The 16,212-nt window shown below is 27.1% G+C and carries 14 protein-coding genes; 7 read left to right on the top strand and 7 right to left on the bottom strand.

Annotation, left to right across the window (positions count from 1 at the left end):
* From fabG to CRV10_RS01185, 7 genes are all read left to right on the top strand, one after another.
* A complete protein-coding gene (gene fabG, locus CRV10_RS01215) occupies positions 1–735 on the top strand; it encodes a 3-oxoacyl-ACP reductase FabG (protein WP_136130097.1) in 735 nt (244 codons plus the stop codon).
* 140 nt (positions 736–875) lie between these two features.
* On the top strand, positions 876–1,112 hold the full coding sequence (gene acpP / locus CRV10_RS01210; RefSeq protein ID WP_136130002.1) for an acyl carrier protein: 237 nt from the start codon (positions 876–878) through the stop codon (positions 1,110–1,112).
* Positions 1,113–1,465: 353 nt separating this feature from the next.
* Entirely contained in the window at positions 1,466–2,101 is a 636-nt protein-coding gene (gene tmk, locus CRV10_RS01205; RefSeq protein WP_136130001.1) for a dTMP kinase, read from the top strand.
* The gene (locus CRV10_RS01200) at positions 2,098–3,084 is read left to right on the top strand and encodes a DNA polymerase III subunit delta' C-terminal domain-containing protein (RefSeq protein ID WP_136130000.1); all 987 of its coding nucleotides are present in this window, start codon (positions 2,098–2,100) and stop codon (positions 3,082–3,084) included. Before tmk ends, CRV10_RS01200 begins: the two co-directional genes overlap by 4 nt.
* A gap of 22 nt (positions 3,085–3,106) precedes the next feature.
* Positions 3,107–3,886 carry a YchF/TatD family DNA exonuclease gene (locus tag CRV10_RS01195; protein WP_136129999.1) on the top strand — a complete coding sequence of 260 codons (780 nt, stop codon included), beginning with the start codon at positions 3,107–3,109 and terminating at the stop codon, positions 3,884–3,886.
* Between the two features lie 94 nt (positions 3,887–3,980).
* Positions 3,981–5,411 carry a PTS glucose transporter subunit IIBC gene (gene ptsG, locus CRV10_RS01190; protein WP_136129998.1) on the top strand — a complete coding sequence of 477 codons (1,431 nt, stop codon included), beginning with the start codon at positions 3,981–3,983 and terminating at the stop codon, positions 5,409–5,411.
* Positions 5,412–5,454: 43 nt separating this feature from the next.
* A complete protein-coding gene (locus CRV10_RS01185) occupies positions 5,455–5,799 on the top strand; it encodes an HIT domain-containing protein (protein WP_136129997.1) in 345 nt (114 codons plus the stop codon).
* A 50-nt stretch (positions 5,800–5,849) separates the two neighbouring features.
* Here CRV10_RS01185 and mfd read toward each other — a convergent pair whose 3' ends face one another.
* The 7 genes from mfd to mnmA form a co-directional block, all read right to left on the bottom strand.
* Positions 5,850–9,311 carry a transcription-repair coupling factor gene (mfd, locus tag CRV10_RS01180; protein ID WP_136129996.1) on the bottom strand — a complete coding sequence of 1,154 codons (3,462 nt, stop codon included), beginning with the start codon at positions 9,309–9,311 and terminating at the stop codon, positions 5,850–5,852.
* A gap of 48 nt (positions 9,312–9,359) precedes the next feature.
* Positions 9,360–10,403: a spermidine/putrescine ABC transporter substrate-binding protein PotD gene (potD, locus tag CRV10_RS01175; RefSeq protein WP_136129995.1), complete on the bottom strand. Its 1,044-nt coding sequence runs from the start codon at positions 10,401–10,403 to the stop codon at positions 9,360–9,362.
* Positions 10,404–10,415: 12 nt separating this feature from the next.
* The gene (potC, locus tag CRV10_RS01170) at positions 10,416–11,186 is read right to left on the bottom strand and encodes a spermidine/putrescine ABC transporter permease PotC (RefSeq protein ID WP_136129994.1); all 771 of its coding nucleotides are present in this window, start codon (positions 11,184–11,186) and stop codon (positions 10,416–10,418) included.
* A gap of 12 nt (positions 11,187–11,198) precedes the next feature.
* Entirely contained in the window at positions 11,199–12,044 is an 846-nt protein-coding gene (potB, locus tag CRV10_RS01165; RefSeq protein ID WP_136129993.1) for a spermidine/putrescine ABC transporter permease PotB, read from the bottom strand.
* Positions 12,028–13,146 (bottom strand): spermidine/putrescine ABC transporter ATP-binding protein PotA, encoded by a 1,119-nt coding sequence (gene potA, locus CRV10_RS01160; RefSeq protein WP_136129992.1) that lies wholly within the window; start codon positions 13,144–13,146, stop codon positions 12,028–12,030. The genes potB and potA overlap by 17 nt, the downstream gene beginning before the upstream one ends.
* A gap of 442 nt (positions 13,147–13,588) precedes the next feature.
* Positions 13,589–14,962 carry an adenylosuccinate lyase gene (purB, locus tag CRV10_RS01155; protein WP_136129991.1) on the bottom strand — a complete coding sequence of 458 codons (1,374 nt, stop codon included), beginning with the start codon at positions 14,960–14,962 and terminating at the stop codon, positions 13,589–13,591.
* A gap of 82 nt (positions 14,963–15,044) precedes the next feature.
* Positions 15,045–16,145: a tRNA 2-thiouridine(34) synthase MnmA gene (gene mnmA, locus CRV10_RS01150; RefSeq protein ID WP_136129990.1), complete on the bottom strand. Its 1,101-nt coding sequence runs from the start codon at positions 16,143–16,145 to the stop codon at positions 15,045–15,047.
* Positions 16,146–16,212: the final 67 nt, after the last annotated feature.

The following is a 16,212-nucleotide window of genomic DNA, read 5'->3' as shown; positions in this document are numbered from 1 at the left end:
ATGATTTTTAACAATAAAATAGCATTAGTAACCGGAGCTAGTCGAGGCATTGGACTTGCAATTGCTAAAACATTAGCATTCAGTGGCGTTAAAGTCATTGGAACTTCAACAAATGAAGATGGCATTTCAATTATTAATGATAATTTAAAAGATCAAGGTAAGGGTTTACTACTAAATGTTAATGATTCAAAATCTATAGATAACGTTTTAAAAAAAATTTATTCTAAATTTGGCAAAATTGATATTTTAATTAATAATGCAGGTATAACTCGTGATAATCTTTTAATACGAATGAATCATCACGATTGGAACGATGTTCTTAATATAAATCTTACTTCTGTTTATAGACTTTGTAAAGCAGTTATACCTTCAATGTTAAGGAAACGCATGGGACGTATTATTACTATTAGCTCTATAGTTGGAACTTATGGTAATATTGGTCAAACTAATTACGCAGCATCAAAAGCAGGTTTAATAGGTTTTAGTAAATCTTTAGCACTTGAAATCGCATCACGTGGAATAACTGTTAATGTAGTATCACCCGGACTGATTGAAACAGATATGACACGAGTATTAAATAAAGATCAACATTCTAATATTATAGAAAAAATACCTATGAAACGTTTAGGTAAATCTCAAGAAATAGCTGATGTTGTTGTTTTTTTAGCTTCTGAAAAAGCATCATATATCACTGGCGAAATAATTAACGTTAATGGTGGTATTCATGTAATTTAATTATTAGTTTCTATAAACTATTTGCTTTTAAAATAACAATATTATTATTTTGATTCTATTAGATTTTGTTGCATCCTTTTTAATATTTTATAAACTATGAAATCATCGCATAAGCGAGTTTTGACAGGAAATTAAATAGTATGAGTGATATCGAACAACGAGTTAAGAAAATCATCTGTGAACAACTAGGTGTAAAAGAAGATGAAGTCACTAATTCTGCATCTTTTGTAGATGACCTAGGTGCTGATTCTCTTGATACCGTTGAGCTGGTAATGGCTTTGGAAGAAGAGTTTGATACTGAAATTCCAGATGAAGAAGCTGAAAAAATCACTACCGTTCAGGCAGCGATAGATTATATTAATGACCACAAAAACTAAATAAGATAATTAATCCATCCAGATAGCTAAAATAGATAATAGCTATCTGGATTTTTTTATAAATTAATTCAATTTTGATGAATTAGATTGTATATATAAGCATTATTTAATTATTAAAGATAGTAAATTAATATATACAATAAATCAAAATTAAATTTAATAAATATAATTAAGGTTATTTTCGTAAACCTATGTTCTAAAAAAAACAATTATGTAGATAACATCAATATAGTGATTTTTTTAAACATGATAATTTATTTAAATAAATTTAATAAAATATTATTGATTTCAGTAACTATTTTACATATTAAAATATTTATAAAACTATATTTTGTTAATGATAAAAATAAAAAATGCAAAATAAATTTATCACTGTAGAAGGTTTAGAAAGTTCAGGCAAAACTACTGCTTGTAGTATTATTATCAAAACATTAAATGAATATGGTATTAGTAAGAAAAATATTGTGCTTACTAGAGAACCTGGTGGTACTCCTATAGCAGAAAGTTTACGTTATATAATTAAAAAAAACACAAAAAAAGAATTTATATCAGACAAAGCAGAATTATTAATCATGTATGCCGCACGAGTGCAATTGTTGGAAAATGTTATTAAACCAGCTTTAAATGTTGGTAAATGGGTGATTAGCGACCGCTATGATCTCTCATCACAAGCTTATCAAGGTGGTGGTAGGCAATTAGATAAGAATTTGATTCATCATCTTAAATCTATGGTATTAGATGATATTTATCCTAATCTAACTTTTTATTTAGATATCACTCCTGATATATGTTTACGAAGACTACAAAAAAAAGGTGATTTAGATCGAATCGAACAAGAATCATTAAGTTTCTTTGAGCGCACTCGTAATTGTTACTTAGATATAGTTAGAAAAGATAATAGTATAATATTTATTGATGCAACTAAATCTTTAGATACTGTTATTCAGAATTTAAAAAATTCTTTATTTAATTGGCTAAAAATAAAATGAATGATTATCCTTGGTTGGATCAAACCTATATACAAATCATTACTCAATATCAGAATGGTTTTCAACATCCTACAATGATAGTTAACGGAATCAAAGGTATTGGAAAAGAAATACTTATTCGCAAATTAAGTTCTTGGCTATTATGTCATAAACCGATTGGTTTAAAAACATGTCAAATATGTAATGGTTGTAAATTAATGCAGTTAAATAGTCATCCGGATTATTATATAATCAATACTCAAAGAAAAGAAAATTTAGGTATAGAAATAATTAGAAATTTAGTATGTAATCTATATCAGTGCGCACAGCAAGGTAATAAAAAAATTGTGTGGTTAGCAAATATAGACATACTTACTCAATCAGCTGGTAATGCTTTATTAAAGATAATTGAAGAACCACCACCTAATGTTTTCTTTTTTTTTAGTACGCAAAATATTTCAAAAGTATTATTAACAATACGTAGTCGCTGTATTGTATTAAATTTATGTCCTCCTAGTGAACACAGTAGTTTAATATGGTTACAACAACAATGTGTCCAAGAAGAAAAATCTATTATATCTGCACTACGTTTAAGCCATGGAATACCTGTTACAGCATTAAATCTTATAGAAAAAAATTGGTTTCTTAGAAAAGAATTATATGATAATTTATTATTTGCAATTAAGAAAGATATTTTACAATTATTACCTATTATTCATGAAAATGATAGTATCTGTATTCATTGGTTAATATCTTTAATATTAGATGCTATGAAAATGCAAAATAATATAACAGAGCATTTGACTAATATAGATCGTACAGATGTCATTTTTTTATTCTCTAAGTTTTTTTCGTTTAACAATCTAAGTAGTATGATATACGATTGGATAAACTATAAAAATAAATCAATTCATAAAACTTCAGTAAGTAAAGAATTAATGCTTGCTAATATATTATTAAGATCTTTTAGAACTAATATAACTAATTCAATAATTTTTAGTTAATTTCAATTATATGAGAAAATTTATGTTTATTGTTGATTCACATTGCCATCTCAATTTATTAGATTATAAAAACAATCATCATAACATTGACGATGTTATAACAAAAGCAGTGTTACGTGACGTAAAATTCATGCTCGCAGTATCTACTGATTTATCAGATTTTAAAAATCTAAAGAAACTAGTCGGTAAACATAAAAACATTGCACTTTCCTGTGGAGTGCACCCACTTAATAATCCAGAATCATATAATAATAAGGACTTTTATTATTTAGCTGCAGATGATCGAGTAATTGCATTAGGTGAAACTGGATTGGATTACCATTATCGTCAAAATAATAAAATAAATCAACAAATTTCTTTTCGAAATCATATTCGTGCTGGAATTCATCTAAAAAAACCAATTATAGTTCATTCAAGAAATGCCATCACAGATACTTTAAATATTTTAAAGGAAGAAAAAAGTGAAGTATGCAGCGGTGTATTACACTGTTTTTCAGAAAATCAAATCGCGGCACGTAAGTTATTAGACATGGGATTTTATATCTCTTTTTCTGGTATAGTAACTTTTAATAAAAATCAACAACTAGATAAAATTATACGTTATGTGCCAATTAACCGCATTTTGATTGAAACAGACTCGCCTTACCTTACTCCAATTCCACACCGTGGTAAAGAAAATCAGCCAGCCTATACTAGAGATATTGCTGAATATGTTGCTATGATAAAAAATATAGATATAGAAATATTAGCAGAAGAAACTACTAATAATTTTTTAAGATTATTTCAAGTATCTATTAATTAATTTAATAATCATATTAATATCAAGCTTATTAATTAATAAGTGCCCCTATCTCATTGTCTAATAAAATAGATGTATATTATAGGAGTTTTACACTATGTTAACAAATGCTTTTTCTAACTTACAAAAAATTGGTAAATCACTTATGCTACCAATATCAGTATTACCAATTGCAGGTATTTTATTAGGTTTAGGATCAGCTAATTTTAGTATATTGCCTAGTACAATATCACATGTAATGGCAGAAGCTGGAGAATCGGTGTTTTCTAATATGCCATTAATTTTTGCAATAGGTATAGCACTAGGTTTTACAAATAATGATGGAGTTTCAGCATTAGCTACTGTAGTAGCTTATGGTATAATGGTAAAAACTATGTTGACAGTATCTTCATTAATTTTATGTGATACAGTGCAAAATATTAAAATACAACATCTTACTGATACTGGTGTCTTAGGAGGTATTATAATAGGGTTTTTAGTATCATATATGTTTAATAAATTTTATCGTATTATATTACCAGAATATATAGGTTTTTTTTCAGGAAAACGTTTCGTACCAATTGTTTCAGGACTAGTTGCAATTATTATAGGTATATTACTAGCTGTTATTTGGCCGCCTGTAGGATTTACTATTGAACGGTTTTCACAATGGGCTGCCTATCAAAATCCAGTGGTTGCTTTTGGTATTTACGGATTAGTTGAGCGTATTTTAATGCCTTTAGGTTTGCATCATATTTGGAATGTTCCTTTTCAAATGCAAGTTGGTGAATTTGTCAACACATCTGGACAAATATTCCATGGTGATATTCCAAGATATATGGCGGGAGATTCAACTGCAGGTAAATTATCTGGTGGATTTCTTTTTAAAATGTATGGGTTACCATCAGCAGCACTTGCCATTTGGCATACATCTAAATCTGAATATCGTTCAAGAATAGGTGGTGTTATGGTTACGGCTATGTTAACTTCATTTTTAACTGGTATTACTGAGCCTATTGAATTCTCTTTTATGTTTGTTGCTCCTGTTCTTTATATAATACATGCTATATTAGCTGGTATAGCATTTCCTGTATGTATTTTATTTAACATGCGTAATGGAACTAGTTTTTCACATGGTTTAATTGATTTTATTATTTTAAGTGGAAATGGATCTAAAATTTGGTTATTTCCAATTATAGGTATTGTATATTCTTTAGCATATTATGTATTATTTCGTTATTTAATTATTAAATTTGATTTTAAGACACCAGGACGTGAAAATTTTAATAATAATCAATTGTCCTTAACTAATAGAGAAACAGCACGTAAGCTAATTATAGCTTTTGGGGGTAAAAACAATATTACTAGTCTTGATGCTTGTATTACGCGTCTTCGAGTAAAAGTATTAGATACTGATAAAGTAAATAGAGAGGAATTAGAAAATCTTGGTGCACGAGGTGTTCTTGTATCTGGATGTGGTATTCAAGTTATTTTCGGTACTAAATCTGGCAATATTAAAACTGATATAGATGATTATATGAAATTATGACATATAATATATTGTATGTTCTAGTATGTAAAGGAAACATTTTATGTTAAAAGAAACTATTTTTAGTAAAATCATTAAACATGAAATTTCATCTGATATTCTGTATCAAGATGAATTAGTAACAGCGTTTCGTGATGTATCACCTAAAGCACCGACACATGTTTTAATTGTACCAAACATACTCATCCCAAGTATTAATGAAGTTAAAAATGAACATGAAAAAACACTAGGAAGAATGTTCTTAGTTGCTGCTAAAATTGCAAGAGCAGAAAAAATTAATGAAAGTGGTTATCGTCTTATAATAAATTGCAATAAACATGCTGGACAAGAAATTTATCATGTTCATATGCATCTATTAGGAGGTAAAGCATTGGGTCCTATGATATAAACTGAAATAATATAATTTGTAAAATACTTAAATATCTAAATAAGATTTAATCAGACAATCAATAAATAAGTAATGAAATTTTTTATCCATTCTATACGTGAATTTTGTGATTTTATTTCATTACAGTAAACTCGTAGTTTCGTATTTCCATCAAATTTCCATTTATCAGGTTCTTTTTGTATTAAATTAACTAATTTAATAAGATCAACCTTGTTTTTTAAGGAAAAATCGAAATAACCTCCTGTATCATTAACTTTTATTTTACATAACCCTAATTGACGAGCTTGTAATCGTATTGATGCAATTTTTAATAAATTAATTGTTGCATCAGGTAATAAACCGAAATTATTAATCATTTCATTTTGTAGTTCTTGAAGATTATATTCACTTGTAGCAGTTGCAATTTTTTTATATAACGACAGACGAGTGTTTGCATTTTTAATAAAATATTCAGGAATAATAGCTGGTATTTGAAGTTCTATTTCAATGTTTTTATTATTGACTAGATCTTCTATCGAAATCGAAGAAGATTTATTACTCTTGATATCGTGAATATAATTTTCTAATAATTCCATATAAAGTGATAAACCAAGTATTTCTACCTGTCCACTCTGTTTTTCGCCAAGTACTTCACCTGATCCACGAATTTCTAAATCACTAATTGCTAATGTAAAACCAGTTCCTAACTCTTTTAAAGAGGAAATTACTTCAAATCTTTTAGTAGCCCTATTAGTAATAAATTTTTGGCTGGGAATTAATAACCAAGCATATGCTTGATAATGTGAACGTCCCACTCGTCCTCTTAATTGATATAATTGTGCTAAACCAAGCCTATCAGCACGATCAATAATAATTGTATTTGCATTTGGGATATCCATACCATTTTCAATAATTGTAGTACAGACCAAAACATTGAAATATTGACAACAAAAATCATTCATTACTTGTTCTAAATCACTTTCAGGCATTTGTCCATGAGCAATGGTTACACGAGCTTCCGGTATTAATTTGCTTATATAATTAGCTATTTTTTCAATATCACTAACTTTATTATGTAGATAATATACTTGTCCTCCTCTTAAAATCTCTCGTAAAATTGCCTCACGTATAATTTCAGAATTAAATTCAGAAACAAAAGTTTTAACTGGTAAACGATACTCAGGTGGAGTAGCAATAATAGAAATATCGCGCATACCAGTTATAGCCATATGTAACGTGCGTGGAATTGGTGTTGCTGTTAATGTTATTATATCTATATCACTATATATAGCTTTTATATATTCTTTTTGACATACTCCAAAACGATGTTCTTCGTCAACAATTAATAAACCTAAATTCTTCCACTTAATATTTTTATTTAATATTTTATGTGTACCGATTAGAATATTTATTGCACCTTTTTTAGTTTGTTCTAATATAGATTTTTGTTCTTTATCAGTTCTAAAATCAGATAACATTTCAATTTTAACAGACCAATTATTAAATCTGTTTTTAAAGTTTTCATAATATTGTTGTGCTAAAATAGTTGTAGGGACAAGAATTGCAACTTGTTTTTTATCCTCAACAGCAATAAAAGAAGCACGTATTGCTACTTCAGTTTTACCAAAACCAACATCACCGCATATTAATCTATCCATGGTGATGGGTTTGCACATATCTTCTATTACTTCATTTATAGCTTTTTGTTGATCTAATGTAATATTAAAAGGAAAATTACTGCAAAAAGACTGATATCTACTTTTATTATATTTAAAGGAATAACCACACTTTAAATTGCGATTAGCATAAATATCTAAAAGTTCTGCTGCAACATCACGAATTTTTTCAATAGCTTTTTGGCGTGCACGCAACCATATATCACTACCTAATCTATGAAGTGGTATATTGTCATTCGTATAACCTATATAACAACTAATTAAATGAAGTGATGATACCGGTACGTAGAGTTTAGTATCATCCGCGTAAGAAAGAATCAAATATTCAGAGTCAATATTATTTGTTTTAATTGTGATTAAACCCATATAGCGACCAATACCATGTTCTAAATGCACCACTGGTTGTCCATGACTTATTCTTTCAATATCAAAAATAAATTTATCTAAATTAGATTGATTCCAATTTTTTTCATCTTTATCCCAAGTATTAAAATTTTTATTAATTATATCATTTTCACAGATTATGGCTTTATTGTTCATAGTATCTATGAATCCACTACGAATATTACCAATCATCAAACTAAGCTTTTTGTATTTTGATTCATTAAAATTGTTTATTATAACAGGATTTAATTCAATATATTCAAGCAATTTTTGAATTTTTGTTTGATAAATTTTATTTTTAGCAAACAGTATTATATAACCATTAAATTTTTTAATAAATCTAGCTAAATATTTCAAAGAAAACTTATTGTCTTTCTTGGAAATTAATGGGGGAAGTAGTTGATATCCTAGATTAATATTGTTTTGTTTTTTAGGTAGTTTTTTATCAGTTATTTTTATTTGAGGCCAATCATTCAATTTGTTTATTAAACAATCTGGTTTTATCCATAAATTAGTTGGCTTTAGTAAAGATCTATTAGAATTAATATTATTATCATCATAAAATTTTTGAATGTTTTGCCAAAAATTTGCTGCCGATTTTTCTAATGTACTATGATTAATAATTATGGTATTTAATGGAAGATAATCAAAAAAGGTAAATAACGGTTTATCAAAAAAAAGAGGATACCAGTATTCAATACCAGCTGGTAAAATTCCCATATCAATATTTTGATATATGTAATCTTTATTACTATTTGTTTTGTTAAAATACCGTTTCCAACGATTACAAAAAAATTTTAGTGCATCTTTATTTGTTGGAAATTCATGTTTAGGAAATAAGTTAATTTCTGATACTCTATTAAGTAATTTTTGTTCTTTTAAATCTATTTCATTAATATCATGGATATCATCATTAAATAAATTGATACGATAACACCGATCATATCCTATAGGAAACAAATCATATAAACAACTTTTTGTTATATTATATTCGCCCGGTTCTAATATGTGGTCAACAAGTTTATAACCAATTTTCTCCAATTTGTTTTTAAAATAATTATTTGATAATTTTTCACCTTGTCTTATTAATAATGTATTACAATATAAAAAATCACTAGGACAAATTAATTGCATTAATGTTTTTATTGATATAATTATTATTCCATGCTTTATTTTAGATAATTGACAAAGTATAGAAATTCTATTCGATATAATATTTTGATTAGGAGATAATCTGCTATAGGGAGCGATTCCCCAATCAGGAAAATGATTAACATAATGTTTAGTTAACTGGCTTATTTCACTAAAAAGCTGAAGAGAATCTTGTGTGTTTGATGTTACTATTAATATAAGACCAAAATAATTTTCAATTATGTTTGTATATTCCATTATACATGAATTACCGACTAATTGACCTAAATGATAAATATCACCTGCTCTTTTAGGTATAGGGTAACGTTGTTTATTAATCATAATACTTCAATATTTTCGATTTTTATTTCATGTTGATTAAATTATTGTTTAATGATCAGCTTTAAGTTTTTGAAATAGAATTTCATATTCTCGACTAGCATCTCCTACATCATTTTGCCATTCACCTTTTTGTAATATATCGTTAGGTGGATATAATAATGTATTATTAGTTATTTTTTTTGGTAAAAATTTCTTTGCTTCTTTATTTGCAGTAGGATACCCGATAGATATAGAAACTTTTGCTGCTATTTCTGGACGCAGTAAAAAATTAATTAATTTTAAAGCACCTTTTATATTTTTAGCATGTATTGGAATAGAAAGATTATCCATCCAAAATATCCCACCTTCTTTAGGCCAAATAGTTTCTAATGGTGCACCAGATTGACGCGCCACATAAGCAGAACCATTCCAAACCATACCTAACAAGACATCTCCTTGCATATAAGGATTTCCAGGATTATCAGAATTAAATGCTACTATATTTGGCATTAGCTTTTTCAATTCTTCATAGGCAGTCTTAATTTGTTTTAAATCTCTAGTGTTACCTGAATAACCAAGTTTACGTAGTGCTATTTGAAAAACTTCACGAGCATCGTCTATTAATAGTAAACTTTTTTTATATTGAGGTTTCCATAAATCAGCCCAACTGGTAATACTTTTTGGATTAATTTCATCAGAATTAACTCCAATAACAGTAGCACCCCAAATATATGGAATAGAATAATTATTATTAGGATCAAATGGTTTATTTAATAAATTAGGATCAAGGTTCTTAAAATTAGTTAATGCAATTTTATCTATTTTCTGTAGCATTTTTTCCTTACGCATTTTAGCAACAAAATAACTTGATGGAACTACTAAATCATAAGAACCATTTTTCCATGTTTTTAACTTAGAATACATAATTTCATTGGATTCATAAGTTGAATAGATAACTTTAATACCTGTCTCTTTAGTAAATTGTTCTAATAATCCTGAAGGTACATACTCAGTCCAGTTGTAAAAATATAATACATTATTAGGTGATTGCGCTTGTACTGTAGTAAATAGCATCAATAATATACCAATAAAAAATTGAGCAAAATACTTCATTGTAATTCTCCCTTATTTATTTTTATTCAGTAATAACTGGCTACTGGCTACTAATAATAGTGATACTAATACTAAAATTACTGTAATTGCATTTACCTCTGGAGATATTCCAACTTTAACCATTGAGTAAATTTTTAATGGTAATATTTCAAAATCAGGACTAGTGACAAATGAAGATACTATAACGTCATCCATAGATAAAGTAAAACTCAATAACCATCCTGCAGTTACTGCTGGCATCGCTAAAGGTAGGATTATTTTATTTAAAATAGTCATTTCGTTTGCACCTAAATCTTTGGCAGCTTCAAACATTCTTACATCAAAATCCTTTAACCATGAATAGATAGTAATTACTACAAATGGAAGACAAAAAGTGATATGAGAAATAAGTAACGACCAAAAACCAAGTGGTATACCTAATAACATAAATAATACTAACAATGAAATTGCCATAACAATATCTGGTGACATCATTACTGTAAATAACATCCCATTAATAAATGATTTTCCACGAAAATGGTAACGATAAAGTGCTAACGCTGTCAAAGAACCTATAATAGTAGCTAAGCTAGCAGAACATACTCCTACAATTAATGAATTTTGTGCTGCTTGAATTAAACTATTGTTATTAATTAAAATTCTATACCAAGATATACTAAACCCTTGCCAATGCATTCCAAATTTAGACGCATTAAATGAATTAATAATTAAAATTAATATAGGAATATAAATCCAAGTATAAATGATAGCCATAAAACTACTACGTAAACAAGATATAGTCATTTTAACTTTACCTTAGTTTTTTAGTAAACTCATAGTACGCCAATAGATTAATAACATTATCCACATTAAAAATGTTACTACTATACTTATAGATGCTCCGAACGGCCAATCTCTAATAGTAAGAAATTGGTTTTTAATGATATTCCCAATAAGTAAATTTTTTGCTCCTCCCATTAAATCAGACACATAAAACATACCCATAGCAGGAATCAAAACCAGTAAACATCCTGCAATAATTCCAGGCATAGTAAGAGGTAATATAATATAAAAAAAAGTTTGGATTTTATTTGCACCTAAATCATATGCTGCTTCTAAACAAGATTTATCTAATTTTTCTAAATTAGAATAAATTGGCAAAATCATAAAAGGTAATAGAATATATATTAGTCCAAATATTACAGCTTCGGGTTTATACATAATATGAAAAGGCTTATTAATAATACCAAGCCACATTAAAAAATTATTAAACCAACCTCGTGTACTTAAAAAAATTTTTAGGCAATAAATACGAACTAAAGAATTAGTCCAAAATGGTACTATTAATAGAAATAACATTATTGGTTTGATATGTATGGGTAATTTAGTTAAACACCAAGCAAATGGATATCCTAATAATAAGCAAAAAACAGTAGCTATAATCGCTATATTCAAAGAATGTAATAAAACTTTAATATATAAAGGATCAATTAATCTTATATAATTATCAAATGTGAAGGTCGTATTAATTAAATGTTCATTATCACGCGTTAAAAAACTGACTATAAAAATCATTAAATTTGGTAAAAATACAAATGTAATCAACCATCCTACTATTAATAAAATCACTGTCTTTTGAAATCTATTACTCGTTAATTTCATATGGTAAAACTACCTCCCAACTTTTTACCCAATTTATAGACATTTTCTGATCTAAAAAATGATCAACATCTGGATCATCTTCATTAAAAAATTCACTAACAGTAATTAATTTACCATTTTCTAGTTCTAGAGTTGATTCTAGAGTCATCCCTTTGTAATTTAGTTCACGCACATATCCAATTAAACCATCTATATTATTACTATGATTGTAGATTTCTTTAACACGAAGATCTTCTGGTCTTAACATTACATATAACTTGTCACCTGTTTTAACCGGAAAAGGACAATAAATATCACATTCATAACCTTCAACTAATGCACGAATATATGAATTTTTATTACTTTTAAGAACTTTTGTATCGAAAACATTTATTTCTCCAATAAATCTTGCAACGAACAAATTTTTAGGTTTTTCATATATTTCACGTGGTGTCCCGTCTTGTTCAATTTTACCATTACGCATAACTACGATACGATCAGACATTGCAAGTGCTTCTTCTTGATCATGAGTAACAAAAATAAACGTAATACCAAGCTTGCGTTGTAATGCTTTCAGTTCATTTTGCATTTGTTTACGTAATTTATAATCTAATGCTGATAAGGGTTCATCTAATAACAATACCTGTGGACGATTTATTACAGCTCTAGCTATTGCTACACGTTGTTGCTGTCCACCAGAAAGTTGATGCGGATGACGTTGATCAAAATTTTCTAATTGTACCATAGTTAAAACATCTTTAACTCGTCTAGTTATTTCATAATATGGAGTTCTTTGCATACGTAAACCAAAAGCAATATTTTCAAATACAGACATATGCGGGAAAAGTGCATAGCTTTGAAATACTGTATTAATATGACGTTCATCAGCAGATGTATTAGTAATGTCATTATCATTAAGTAAAATAAAACCTTTGTTAGCTTTTTCTAGTCCTGCGATTAAACGTAAAATAGTAGTTTTACCGCAACCAGAAGGTCCAAGCAAAGTAATAAATTCACCGTTATAAATTTTTAAATTGAAATTATCAATAATCAATTTATTATCAAAAGATTTACTGATATTAGATAGTATAACTAACGATTTTTTTATATTCTTATCTATCATTCTAGTCTCAGTTTATTTACAACTAATAAATTAAATATTTTAGAATAATTAATAATATAAATGAATAATCTTGCTGTTCAGAATAGTTTAATAGTAAATTTTTTATTTATCTATCAAAATCTATATAAAACACTATGATTATGATATATATTTATATGACAAACTTTATAAGAAATCAATTTGTTTAATGAATGAATATAAATTTTAGTATAAAAGCATTTAATAATAATAAAACAATTAATTAATTTTGAATTCATTAAAATTTTTAATCAATTATAAATTAAAATAATTATATTATGCATTAAATTAATAATGTGAATATTAAATAATCGGATGTTATATATAAATATTATATTTATATATTATTTGACTTATCCCACCTTAAATATTGTACTAACATTTTTTAATTTATTTCAAATCAATTATTAAAAATAAAACTCATCTAATTCAGATTATCAACTAATTTGACAGCATATCCGAGATAGTTATGTGGTGTTAATTTTTTAAGGCGTACTTTTTCTTCTTCTGGTATTTTCAGTGTATCTATAAATTTACGTATAGTTATTGCATCAATATCATTTCCATATGTTAAATCTTTTAGTTGTTCATAAGGTTTATTAACACCATAACGACGCATTACAGTTTGAATAGGTTCTGCAAGCACTGCCCAATTATTTTCTAAATCGTTAAATAAACAATCTCTATTTATTTCTAATTTTGAAATTCCTTTTAATGCTGATTGATATGCTATAACTGAATAACTAATACCAACTCCAATATTACGTAATACAGTAGAATCAGTAAGATCTCTTTGTAAACGTGAAACAAGTAGTTTGCTTGATAAGTGTTTCATGATAGTATTAGCCATGCCTAAATTTCCTTCAGAATTTTCTAAATCAATAGGATTGATTTTATGAGGCATAGTAGAAGATCCAATTTCTGTTTTGTTATCTATTTTCTGATTGAAATAGTTTAAAGATATATAAAGCCAAATATCACTATTAAAATCAATTAAAACATTATTAAAACGTATGATACAATCAAACAATTCTGATATATAGTCATGTGGTTCAATTTGGGTAGTATAAGGATTCCAAACTATTCCTAGAGATGTTACAAAATCTTTACTTAATTGTAGCCAATTAACTTCTGGATAGGCTATTAAATGAGCATTATAATTTCCCACCGCACCATTAATTTTACCTAAGATTTCAATATCATTTAATTTTTTTAATTGACGTTTCATCCGAAATACAGTATTTGCCATTTCCTTACCTATTGTAGAGGGAGTAGCAGGTTGTCCATGTGTTCTTGATAATAAAGGAATATCTTTGTACTTTTTTGCTAATATTTTTATTTCATTAATCAATTTATGCCAGTAAGGTGCAATAACATCACAACGAGCTTTCTTTAACATCAATGCATAAGATAAGTTATTGATATCTTCAGATGTACAAGCAAAATGAACAAATTCAGAAATGTTCTTTAGTTCTGGAATATGATTTATTTTATCTTTTATAAAATATTCTATGGCTTTAATATCATGATTAGTTTTCTTTTCAATAGATTTTATATAACTGGCATCATCTTGATTAAAATTATTAATAAGAGAGTTAAGAAAATCTTTTATATCTTTACAAAAAAGGGGAATTTCTTTTATTTCTTTAGTATTAGCAAGTTTTTGTAACCAATTAATTTCAATTTGGAGTCGATATTTAAATAAACCATATTCACTGAAAATATCACGTAATTCAGTTAGTTTATTGCTATAACGTCCATCAATAGGTGATATATTTGTTAAAACAGATAATTCCATTTTTTTAATTCCTAAATTAATTTTATTAATGTAAATTAAATATTTTTAAGTAAATCTTTTTAAGATTGATATTATTTAGAATTTATAATTTAGGTAATCTTTCTTTAATGATACCACCTCCAAGACAAATTTGATCAATATAGAAAACAGCCGATTGTCCTGGAGCTACAGCTAGTACAGGTTTATTAAATATTACTTTAATACAATTATTAGAAAAAGGAAGGATTTTACAAGAAATGTCTGGTTGTTGATATCTAGTTTTTACTGTGCAGTTAAAACTAGTTTGAATTGGTTTATTGTCTATCCAATGTAAATTATGAACTATTAGACCAATAGAAGATAAACTTGGATGACACTTACCTTGAGCTACTATTAAACGATTATGTACAACTTCTTTATCAACTACGTACCAAGGATGATTGTGACTTCTTTTAGATCCACCAATACCTAACCCTTTACGCTGTCCTAATGTATAATACATAATCCCTGGATGTTGACCAATAATTTGACCATCTGTTGTAATTATATCACCTGTAGATGGTGGTAAATATTTTTTTAAAAATTCACTAAATTTTCTTTTTCCTATAAAACAAATTCCTGTAGAATCTTTTTTCATTGCATTAATAAAATTTAGTTGTTTAGCTAAAACACGTACTTGTGTTTTTTTTATGGTTCCTAGCGGGAAAAGACTTTTTTTAATTTGATATTGATTAAGCGTATAAAGGAAATAACTTTGATCTTTTTTAATGTCAATACTGCGTAATAAATAATTTTGTTTTAAATTGTTTTGACTACGTACGTAATGACCGGTGGCAATAAAATCTGCATTAAGTTCTTCCATAGCAAATTTAAGAAATAATTTAAATTTTATCTCTTTATTACAAATAACATCAGGATTAGGAGTATATCCCATTCTATAACCTTCAAGAAAGGGTTCAAAAACATAATTCCAATATTCTTCAGCAAAATTAATTTTATGTAAATAGATACCAAGTTTGTCGCAAATTGACTGTGCATCAGCTAAATCTTGTTTAATACTACATCCTTCTTTATCATCTTCCTCCCAATTTTTCATAAATAGACCTTCAACATAGTAGTTTTGTTTTTGTAACAACCATGCAGCGATAGAAGAGTCAACACCTCCAGACATGCCTATAATTACTTTTTTTTTATTTGCAAACATCTTATTAAATTGATATTTTAATTTAAAGGATTAAAAATCCAATCAATACTATACATACGTATTGTGT

It is taken from the genome of Candidatus Pantoea edessiphila (genome assembly GCF_002933355.1).
GTDB classification, from domain to species: Bacteria; Pseudomonadota; Gammaproteobacteria; order Enterobacterales; family Enterobacteriaceae; genus Pantoea_C; species Pantoea_C edessiphila.
This window is presented reverse-complemented; position numbering and strand designations above follow the sequence as displayed.